We start from the raw sequence: 8,812 nt of genomic DNA, 5'->3' as shown, positions 1-8,812 counted from the left end.
CACGCCCCGCGGGGGGGGGCGCCCACCCCGCCCGGGCGCGCCTGGCGGGGGGGGGGGCGCGGGGGCCCCCCCCCCCACACACGCCGGGCCCCCCGAACCCCGGGGCCGGGCCGCCCCCCCCCCCCCCCCCCGAGCCGGAAAGTTGAGATCGTGGACCGGGATAGCCGTCAGCTCACGCCGGCAAAAGTGCCTTGCATGAGCAGGTCCGGCAGATAACTTGCCGGCTTACCGCCAACCGCCTGCCCACCGGTCAGGCCGCCTTGTATTTCAGGGCCGAAGAACGAGTACGGAAAGGGCGTGACCGGCCGGCTAACCTCATCGAGCCGTGCCCGAAGATCCTCGGGAATGTCGAAATCAAGCGCGCCGAGATTGTCCTTGAGCTGGTCAAGCCTGGTGGCGCCGACAATGACGGACGCAATGCCTGGCCTGTTTGCCGTCCAGTTCAGGGCGACCTGGGCCATGCTGCGGCCGAGCTGGCCGGCAACCGCCTCCAGTTCGGCCACGATTTGCCAGTTGCGACCGGTGAATTTCTGGAAACCGGGATTGGTCGAACCACGCATTGTCTCCAGCCGGCCACCATCCTTGACGATTGTATCGAAACGGTATTTTCCGCTGAGCAGGCCGCTGGCCAATGGACTCCAGACCATGATTCCGGCGCCATAGCGCGTGCCGAACGGCACGAACTCGTGCTCGATGTTGCGCTCGGCCAGCGAGTATTCGAGCTGAAGCGCCGAAACCGGTTCATAGCCGCGATGCTCGGCGACCGCCTGCGCCCGGCTTGCGTACCAGGCCGGCACGTCGGACAGGCCGACATGCCGGATCTTCCCGGCGCGCACCAGATCGTCCAGCGTCCGCATCACCTCCTCCGGCGGCGTCAGCCTGTCCCAGGTATGGAGGATGTAGAGGTCGATGTAGTCGGTGCCGAGCCGCTTCAGCGAACCGTCTACCGCCCGCAGGATGTTCTTGCGGCCGTTGCCCCCGGCGTTCGGGTTGCCCGGTTCGGCGTTGTAGGTGAATTTGGTACTGATCACCGCCTTGTCGCGCAGCCCACGCTCGGCGATGAATTCGCCGAGCCAGGTTTCGGCCGTGCCACCGGTATAGAGATCGGCGGTATCGAAGAAATTGCCACCGGCTTCGACATACGCATCAACCAAGGCGCGCGCGGTTTCCTTCTCCGCGCCCCAGCCCCATTCCGTGCCGAACGTCATGGTGCCGAGCGCCAGGCGAGTGACACGCAGCCCGCTGTTGCCGAGCGTGTAGTAGGACATGGTCATGGATTTTCTCCTGAAGTTTGATAAGCGGGATTGAGGTCTTGCCTGGGATACGCAGTCAGACCTTGGCCAGCGCATCGACCACCACCTGGAACCGGCGCGGATCGAAATAATCGTGGTAGGCGCTGATCAGACCGCTCTCGAAACGGAAGATCGCGATATTGCTGTTGGTGTATTCAGTGCCGCCGATCAGCACCGCGCGGTTCTTGTACTCAACGACGATCGCGTCCGAATCCGCTGCCGGATAGATGGCTGTCAGCTGCGAATCGAAGGATTCGAAACTGCCGAAGAGGCCTCTGAAGGCCGCCAGGATCGCGGCCTTGCCATCGATGCTGTTTCCAAATCCTGCCGGCGGGTAGAAGACAAGGATACGGCCATCTTCAGCCCAAAGGTCGCCCCATGCCTCAATGTCCTTTGCGGTGCATCAGATCAAAGAATTTACGCACGGTCTCGAGAATACGGGTTCGTTCGGAATCGAGGTCGGCCATCGGACGTCTCCTTGGCTGCTCGGCGATTGCCGTGTGATGCAGCCAAAGATACGCCCTCCTTTTCCCACCGATAAGATTGCATTATCCGAATGGACTATGCGATATCATGCATGAATGGACCGCGATCTGCTCAGCCACCTACCTATAATCGTTGCCGTCGCGCGGCGTGGCGGCTTCGCGTCGGCGGCCGCCGAGCTCGGCATGAGCCCGTCAGCGGTCAGCCATGCGGTGCGGCTGGTAGAGGAGCGAATCGGCCAGCCGTTGTTTGCCCGCACCACGCGCAGCGTCTCGCTGACCGAGGCTGGCACCGCGCTTGTCGCTGCGGCGGAGCCGGCGCTGGAAGACATTGCCGAACGGATCGAACGCATCCGCTCGGTCAAAGGCCGGGCAAGCGGACTGCTCAGGATCAACGCGCCGCGTTTGTCGCTGCCTCTGGCGCTGATGCCCATCCTGACGGCGATGGCGGAGCGTTACCCTGATGTGACGGTGGAGATCGTCACCGACGAACGTCTGAGCGATATCGTCGGCGAGGGTTTCGACGCCGGCATCCGGCTGGGCGAGATGATCGCCGAGGATATGGTGACGGTGCGACTGACTCAGCCGTTCCGGACGACCATTGTCGCCTCTCCGGCCTATGTCGGCCGCCACGGAAAGCCGCGAACAATTGCTGATCTCTCCACCCGCAACTGCATCGGATATCGGCTGTTGCGATCACGTGCGCTCTATCGCTGGGATCTGTCAGACCAGGGCAAGGATATCAGCGTCGAGACAGGCGGCAGCGTGGTCGTCAGCGATCCGCTGTCGGCAAGGGACATGGCGCTTGCCGGCATAGGCCTCGCCTATCTGTTCGAGCCGCTTGTCAAGCCCGACATCGAAGCAGGCCGGCTGGTCGAAGTCCTTGGCGAGGCATCGATCGAGGAACCGGGACTGTTCCTCTATTTCCCGCGCCGCGCCGCGATGGCCCCGAAGCTCCGCGCCTTCATCGACACCGCGCAAGAAATCGGCCGGGCATCCTCGCGGACACCCGGCCGAAAAAGCCTTTCGAGCGGATAGTTTACTTCTTGACCGCTGCCGCGACTTCCGCCGCAAAATCGGTCTCTTCCTTCTCGATGCCCTCACCGAGCGCGAAGCGCAGATAGGCAGCGATTTTGGCTGGCGCGCCGATCTCGCTTTCGGCATCCTTCAGCGCCTTCTCGACGGTGATGTCGGGGTTGAGCACGAAAGCCTGCTTGAGCAGCACGACCTCTTCGTAGAACTTGCGCAAACGGCCCTCGACCATCTTCTCGATGATCGCTTCCGGCTTGCCGGACTGGCGCGCCTGGTCGGCGAAGATCGCCTTCTCGCGCTCCACCGCGACCGGATCGAGCTCTTCGGTGGTCAAGGCCATCGGATTGGTGGCAGCGACATGCATGGCAACCTGGCGTGCGAAGGCGTTCGCGGCATGCGCGTTGCCTGTCGTCTCGATGGCCACCAGCACGCCGAGCTTGCCAAGGCCGTCGGCGACCGCATTGTGAACGTAGGTTGCGACAGCGCCGTGCTTGACGGTGAGCTTGGCCGAGCGGCGGAAGCCCAGATTCTCGCCGATGGTGCCGACGGCGTCCTTGATGGTCTCAGTGACCGACTTGCCCGAGCCCGGATAGGGAGCAGCGGCAACGGCCTCGGTCTTGCCGCCATAGGCGAGCGCAACCTTCGCGACATTGGCGACGATCTCCTGGAACGCAGCATTGCGCGCAACGAAATCCGTCTCGGAATTGACCTCGACGATCGCTGCCTCGCGGACGCCGGAATCGACACCGATCAGGCCTTCGGCAGCGGTACGGCCAGCCTTCTTGTCGGCCTTGGAAATGCCCTTCTTGCGCAGCCAGTCGATGGCTTCTTCCATGTTGCCGTTGGTCTCGTTCAACGCCGCCTTGCAGTCCATCATGCCCGCGCCGGTCAAGTCGCGGAGTTCTTTGACCTGTGCAGCCGAAATGCTCATTGTCGCCTCTTTGTCTAAATGCACTGACGCACCATCGATTTTCGATGATGCGCCTGGTGCCGGTAGCGCTTACCGCGCCAACATATTGGAAAGATGAAGGCCGCAGCCGGCCTTCGCTACTATGCTTCCGGGGTCTGGGCAGCCGGGCTCTCGGCGGCCGGGGTCTGATCGAGCGCCGGCTCGACTGGAGCCTCGACCGATGCGCCGATATCGACACCGAGCGCGCCCTGCTGACGGGCGATGCCGTCGATAGCTGCCTTGGCGATCAGATCGCAATAGAGCTGGATGGCGCGGGCCGCGTCGTCGTTGCCAGGGATCGGGAAGTCGATCTTGTCCGGGTCGCAGTTGGAATCGATGATGGCAACGACCGGGATGCCGAGACGCTTGGCCTCGAGAATGGCGATCGCTTCCTTGTTGGTGTCGATCACGAACATCAAATCGGGCGTCGAACCCATATCCTTGATGCCGCCCAGCGCCTTGTCGAGCTTCTCACGCTCGCGATCGAGGTTGAGGCGCTCCTTCTTGGTCAGGCCCTGAGCCTCGCCGGCCAGCATTTCGTCGAGCTTGCGCAGGCGCTGGATGGAATTCGAGATCGTCTTCCAGTTGGTCAGCATGCCGCCGAGCCAGCGCGAGTTGACATAGTACTGGGCCGAACGCTGCGCGGCATCGGCGACGATGTCGGAGGCCTGGCGCTTGGTGCCGACGAACAGCACGCGGCCGCCCTTGGCAACAGTGTCGGAAACCTGCTTCAGCGCCTGGTGCAGCAAGGGCACCGTCTGCGAGAGGTCGATGATGTGGATGTTGTTGCGGGCGCCGTAGATATAGGGCGCCATTTTCGGGTTCCAGCGGTGGGTCTGGTGGCCGAAGTGAATGCCAGCTTCCAATAGCTGGCGCATGCTGAAATCAGGCAGAGCCATTTCTTATTTCCTTTCCGGTTAGCCTCCACGGACACAGGCATTTTTGGACTTTGTCCTCGAACGCCACCGGAGGTTTCAGCCGGATTTCTCCCGGGCAGACACCAAAGTCCGTGTGTGGAATGAGCGCGCATATAGAGGGGAAGCGCGACAAACGCAAGCGGTGTGGCGTCTTGTGGTTCAGCGTGCGGCGATCAGCGCACCGGTGTCATCGTCGCATCTTGCCCTTCGGCACCCGCACACGCCGAAAAACAGCGACGATCTCCTCGCGGCTGCATTCTATGGCGCCTAACCGCACTGCGCGGTCGCGCTCGAACCCGGTTATGTCATAGTGCGGTGCCGATGTCTTCGGCGGCCCTTGGTAGGAGGAGCGCTTGATGCCGAGCTGCCCGGCAAAGCGATGCAGCTCGTCGGTATCGTCTGCCAGCAGATGACACCAGCGGTGGCCGACCCATTTCCAGATCGCCGCATCGACATAGACCGCCATGAGGCTTGCCGCACTCCTTCATCTTGCGCCGACCAACACGCCGCTAACGATGATAGAAGGGATTGGCATAGAAAATGAAGCCGCCGCCGGCCTCGAGTTGCGCCATGGTGTTGGTGATGGTCGCCTGCATGCGGTCGTGCAGTTCGGCGAGTGCCTCCTCGACGGTGCCTTGATAGGCGTGCAAGCCTAGCGGCTCCGGTACCCGGATATGGGCGCGGCGTGGGCCTGCCGGCTGCGGCACGAAACGGTTGATCGTATCGCGCAGCGTACCCTTGCAATAATCGTTGCGGATCCGCTTCAAATGTTCGGCGATCTCCTCCTGCGTGATGCGCGGATTGGCCGAAGCCCACGGCCCGACACGCTGCAGGCGCTGGATCGTATCTGCCAGCGTTCGGACCTGCTTTTGGCTTCCGGTGCCGTCCGTGTTTTCCCGCAGCCAGCGCCGCGACCGGCGCAAAAGCTCGGCATTGTCGAGCGTGCCGGCTTCGAGCGAAACAAGTTCAGCAAGGCGACGGAGGAGTTCGGTCAGCAGATCCTTCTGACGTGTGTCATATGAAGCCCGCTCATCGGGCCGCAGGCCATTTGCAGCCTCGTCGCGCGATAGTAGCGTCGCGTAGATATGATGGACGCGCTCCGGCAGCGTATCGGCGGCACGGCGTTCGATCTTCAGGCTGTGCTCGACATAGGCGCATTCCTTTGCCAGCGCTGCCTCGACATTCCCCGTGAAAGCGAGCTTCCAGATCACGGGCGCGATCCAAACCTTGAAATCCGGATCCGTCAGGCGACCGCGCTTCAGCGCCTCGAACCCCATCTCGACCGCGCCTGGCAGCAGCGGGGCAACGATGTTGGCATGCCAGCCGACACCGCCTTCGGGATGCAGGAGCACGCCGTGCCCTTTCAGCGCCCAGGCCACCGAATGTTCCTTGGCCGCCGCGCTATTGCCCGGGATTTGCGCGATCAGATTGTTGGCCAGCCAGAATTTCTGCATCAGCCGGCCAAGCCCATTGACGACGCCATGCGTGGCCCAGGATGCCGCCAGCGGGCTTACCCGCGACACGACCTCCTTGTCGATCATCCAGTCGGTAAAGAATTCGGGATGGTTGGGTGTGATGAACGTCGCCTTGCCCGCACCGCAACAAGCCTTCAGCCTTTGCCGGTCATCCTCCGGAAAATCGATGTGGCGGACATTGGCGACGCCGCGCAAACCGGCCAGACGGTTGAATGGCAACAGGTCGCGAAGCCCCGGAATGCCGTGCAGCATGACAATCCGGTTGACGAATGTCATGGCCTTGATCAGCGTCGCATTGGGCCGCGGCGCCACAAAAACGTCGATCCTGCTCAACCTGCTCCCCCCACGGCGCTTACCGTCGTAAGACGTTGATAGGCAATTGCGGCATGCTCAAGTCGATGCGACATGCCCCGCAAGATCAAGCGCTACTATCCCGGATAGCGCCGGCGGCTTGTCGTTGGTTCGAGCCTATTTCGACGGGCAGGTCTTTGGCTGATCGAACAGCGACAGATTGACCAGTTTGCCGGTCATCGAGAACTCGCCATAGTCCATGACGAGATCGCGCGTGATGCCGTTCTCGTGCAGCTTGAAGCTGATCCGGTATTCCGGCACCTCCTCGCCGCCCTTGTCGGCATCGTCGAAATAGGCGATGTCGACCGGCCAGTATTTGTCGGTGGCGAGCTTGGCCAGCGCCGGCGCTTCCGGATCGGTGTTGTCGGCATCGGCTTGCTTGCCGACGACGACGGTGGTGGTCACCACCTTGTTGGCGTCCTCAGAGCCGTCGAACAGGTTGGTTTCGTAGAACCGCTCGCCCTTTTCCGCCTTGCCGATCATTTCGACCATTTGCTGGGTCGGGAACTGGGTCGGCGCGAGTTCCAGGCTGCTCTTTTCGGGCTTGTCGATATCGACCTTGAGACCATTGGCCTCCTTCGTTGCGGTACCCTTGACCTCCTTGTCGAGGTTCTGGTCGACAAAGGATTTGTTCACGAAGGAGAAGGTCTTGCCCTCGGCATCCTCGAAGGTGGTCATCTGCTGGTCGGTCAGCCTAGTGTTGTCGTTGGTTACGATCTGGGTCACCAAACGGAACTTTACCGTATAGCCCTCGCAAGGCGAGCCGTTGAACTCGTAGACCATGCGGCCGGTGATGCCAGTAATGCCGGAGCGATCGGAGGCCTTGTCGAGTGAAATGTCGTAAACAGCACGATGCGCCTGCAGCGCAGGCACCGCAAAAGCGGGAGCCGCCCAGGAAGCCGCTGTCAGGAGGACGGCGTTGAATGCGAGGCGCGTTGCGCGCATGGGGTGCTCCGATCATCGCGGCTAATGGCAGGCCGCATGGAAAGATGGTCCAGCTTAAAAAAAGTCGTGGCGGAAGCGAGGCAAAAATAGCAATTTCGGCCCGGCCTGCGCGGCGCCTTCAAGCAATAGGGAAATAGCATGAGCGAAACAATCGAAAAGCGGCTAAGCGAACTCGGCGTGACGCTGCCGGCCGCCGCCGCGCCCGCCGCCAATTACGTGCCATATTGCAGGACCGGCAATCTGCTGTTCACCGCCGGGCAGTTGCCGCTCAAGGAGGGCAAGCTCCAGGCGAGCGGACTGCTTGGCCGCGATGTCGACACCGCGACTGGCAAGGAAGCCGCAAAATACTGTGCGATCAACATATTGGCGCAGGCCCAGGCGGCACTTGGCGATCTCAAGAAAATCCGTCGCTTGGTGAAGATCACCGTCTTCGTCGCCTCGGCACCGGATTTTGTCGAACAGCATCTGGTTGCCAACGGCGCCTCGGATTTTCTCGTCGCCGTGCTCGGCGATTGCGGCAAGCACGCCCGCTCTGCCGTCGGGACCGCTTCCCTGCCGCTTAATGCCGCAGTGGAAATCGAAGCGATCTTCGAAGTCGAATGACCGGGACTGCGACCATGACCGATCTTTCCTGGCTGACTGCCCGGCCCGTCGCCCATCGCGGCCTCCACGACATGAACAAGACGCGCTGGGAGAACACGCTTTCCGCTTTCGCCACGGCAGCCGAGCGCGGCTACGCGATCGAATGCGATGTGCACCTGTCATCCGACGGCGTCCCCGTCATCATCCACGATGGCGATCTGCGGCGGCTGACCGGCAAGGACGGCTTCGTTTGGCAGCGTACGGCTGCCGAGATCACGGCGCTGAAGGTCGGCGGCACCGCCGACCATTTGCCGACGCTGCAGCAGGCGCTTGATCTGGTCGACGGCCGTGTGCCGATGGTTGTCGAACTGAAAGGAGCTGCCGGGCACGACGAAGGCCTGGTCGAAAGCGTCGGCAAGATGCTCAAGCAATACAAGGGCAAGACCGCGATCATGTCGTTCGACCATTGGCTGATCCGCGAATTCGCGAAATATGCACCCGGCATACCCGGCGGGTTGACCGCCTACGGCAACGACAACCACCTGATCGAGGGGCATTTCGCAATGCTGGCGCATGACATCGCCTTCACCTCCTACGCCGCCGGCGACCTGCCGAACCGGTTCGTCTCCTTCGTGCGAGAGAGACTCGGCATGCCGGTGATCACCTGGACCGTGCATGACCAGCCTGCCGTCGATCTGACCTTCAAATATGCCGACCAGATGACGTTCGAAGGATTCGAGCCCGATCTTGTACGGCTTGCCTGAGCGGGCTTGTATGGGTCCGCAGC

Annotated in this window: 10 protein-coding genes; 3 read left to right on the top strand and 7 right to left on the bottom strand. The window is 62.2% G+C overall.

Going from position 1 to position 8,812, the window contains the following annotated elements:
- Positions 1 to 167: 167 nt before the first annotated feature.
- The gene (locus NKJ40_RS13770; protein ID WP_352466476.1) at positions 168 to 1,274 is read right to left on the bottom strand and encodes an aldo/keto reductase; all 1,107 of its coding nucleotides are present in this window, start codon (positions 1,272 to 1,274) and stop codon (positions 168 to 170) included.
- A gap of 55 nt (positions 1,275 to 1,329) precedes the next feature.
- Positions 1,330 to 1,680: a nuclear transport factor 2 family protein gene (locus NKJ40_RS13765; RefSeq protein WP_352466481.1), complete on the bottom strand. Its 351-nt coding sequence runs from the start codon at positions 1,678 to 1,680 to the stop codon at positions 1,330 to 1,332.
- Between the two features lie 193 nt (positions 1,681 to 1,873).
- On the opposite strand from NKJ40_RS13765, the gene NKJ40_RS13760 reads away from it, so the two are divergent.
- Entirely contained in the window at positions 1,874 to 2,812 is a 939-nt protein-coding gene (locus NKJ40_RS13760) for a LysR family transcriptional regulator (RefSeq protein ID WP_352466475.1), read from the top strand.
- Position 2,813: 1 nt separating this feature from the next.
- Here the strand turns inward: NKJ40_RS13760 and tsf are convergent, their stop codons facing one another.
- The 5 genes from tsf to NKJ40_RS13735 form a co-directional block, all read right to left on the bottom strand.
- Positions 2,814 to 3,737 carry a translation elongation factor Ts gene (gene tsf / locus NKJ40_RS13755; RefSeq protein WP_352466474.1) on the bottom strand — a complete coding sequence of 308 codons (924 nt, stop codon included), beginning with the start codon at positions 3,735 to 3,737 and terminating at the stop codon, positions 2,814 to 2,816.
- A gap of 119 nt (positions 3,738 to 3,856) precedes the next feature.
- The gene (gene rpsB, locus NKJ40_RS13750; protein ID WP_031211288.1) at positions 3,857 to 4,654 is read right to left on the bottom strand and encodes a 30S ribosomal protein S2; all 798 of its coding nucleotides are present in this window, start codon (positions 4,652 to 4,654) and stop codon (positions 3,857 to 3,859) included.
- Between the two features lie 205 nt (positions 4,655 to 4,859).
- Positions 4,860 to 5,138 carry a DUF4031 domain-containing protein gene (locus NKJ40_RS13745; protein WP_292653505.1) on the bottom strand — a complete coding sequence of 93 codons (279 nt, stop codon included), beginning with the start codon at positions 5,136 to 5,138 and terminating at the stop codon, positions 4,860 to 4,862.
- A gap of 43 nt (positions 5,139 to 5,181) precedes the next feature.
- Positions 5,182 to 6,480, bottom strand: a complete 1,299-nt coding sequence (locus tag NKJ40_RS13740) for a lysophospholipid acyltransferase family protein (protein WP_352466473.1) — start codon at positions 6,478 to 6,480, stop codon at positions 5,182 to 5,184.
- A gap of 135 nt (positions 6,481 to 6,615) precedes the next feature.
- The gene (locus NKJ40_RS13735) at positions 6,616 to 7,443 is read right to left on the bottom strand and encodes a cell envelope integrity EipB family protein (RefSeq protein ID WP_292653503.1); all 828 of its coding nucleotides are present in this window, start codon (positions 7,441 to 7,443) and stop codon (positions 6,616 to 6,618) included.
- A 138-nt stretch (positions 7,444 to 7,581) separates the two neighbouring features.
- Here NKJ40_RS13735 and NKJ40_RS13730 point away from each other — a divergent pair, with 138 nt between their 5' ends.
- Both NKJ40_RS13730 and NKJ40_RS13725 read left to right on the top strand, forming a co-directional pair.
- The gene (locus NKJ40_RS13730) at positions 7,582 to 8,046 is read left to right on the top strand and encodes a RidA family protein (RefSeq protein WP_352466472.1); all 465 of its coding nucleotides are present in this window, start codon (positions 7,582 to 7,584) and stop codon (positions 8,044 to 8,046) included.
- 14 nt (positions 8,047 to 8,060) lie between these two features.
- Positions 8,061 to 8,789, top strand: coding sequence for a glycerophosphodiester phosphodiesterase (locus tag NKJ40_RS13725; RefSeq protein WP_352466471.1), 729 nt, complete (start codon positions 8,061 to 8,063; stop codon positions 8,787 to 8,789).
- The last annotated feature ends 23 nt before the right edge of the window (positions 8,790 to 8,812 follow it).

This window comes from Mesorhizobium sp. M0119, assembly GCF_040322615.1.
Lineage (GTDB): Bacteria > Pseudomonadota > Alphaproteobacteria > Rhizobiales > Rhizobiaceae > Mesorhizobium.
The sequence above is the reverse complement of the archived record's forward strand: the minus strand, read 5'-3'. Positions and strand labels throughout refer to the sequence as shown.

Coding starts and splice junctions, on each gene's coding strand:
- rpsB (WP_031211288.1), bottom strand. CDS start 4,654: ATGGCTCTGCCTGATTTCAGCATGCGCCAGCTATTGGAAGCTGGCATT.
- NKJ40_RS13725 (WP_352466471.1), top strand. CDS start 8,061: ATGACCGATCTTTCCTGGCTGACTGCCCGGCCCGTCGCCCATCGCGGC.
- NKJ40_RS13730 (WP_352466472.1), top strand. CDS start 7,582: ATGAGCGAAACAATCGAAAAGCGGCTAAGCGAACTCGGCGTGACGCTG.
- NKJ40_RS13735 (WP_292653503.1), bottom strand. CDS start 7,443: ATGCGCGCAACGCGCCTCGCATTCAACGCCGTCCTCCTGACAGCGGCT.
- NKJ40_RS13760 (WP_352466475.1), top strand. CDS start 1,874: ATGGACCGCGATCTGCTCAGCCACCTACCTATAATCGTTGCCGTCGCG.
- tsf (WP_352466474.1), bottom strand. CDS start 3,737: ATGAGCATTTCGGCTGCACAGGTCAAAGAACTCCGCGACTTGACCGGC.
- NKJ40_RS13770 (WP_352466476.1), bottom strand. CDS start 1,274: ATGACCATGTCCTACTACACGCTCGGCAACAGCGGGCTGCGTGTCACT.
- NKJ40_RS13745 (WP_292653505.1), bottom strand. CDS start 5,138: ATGGCGGTCTATGTCGATGCGGCGATCTGGAAATGGGTCGGCCACCGC.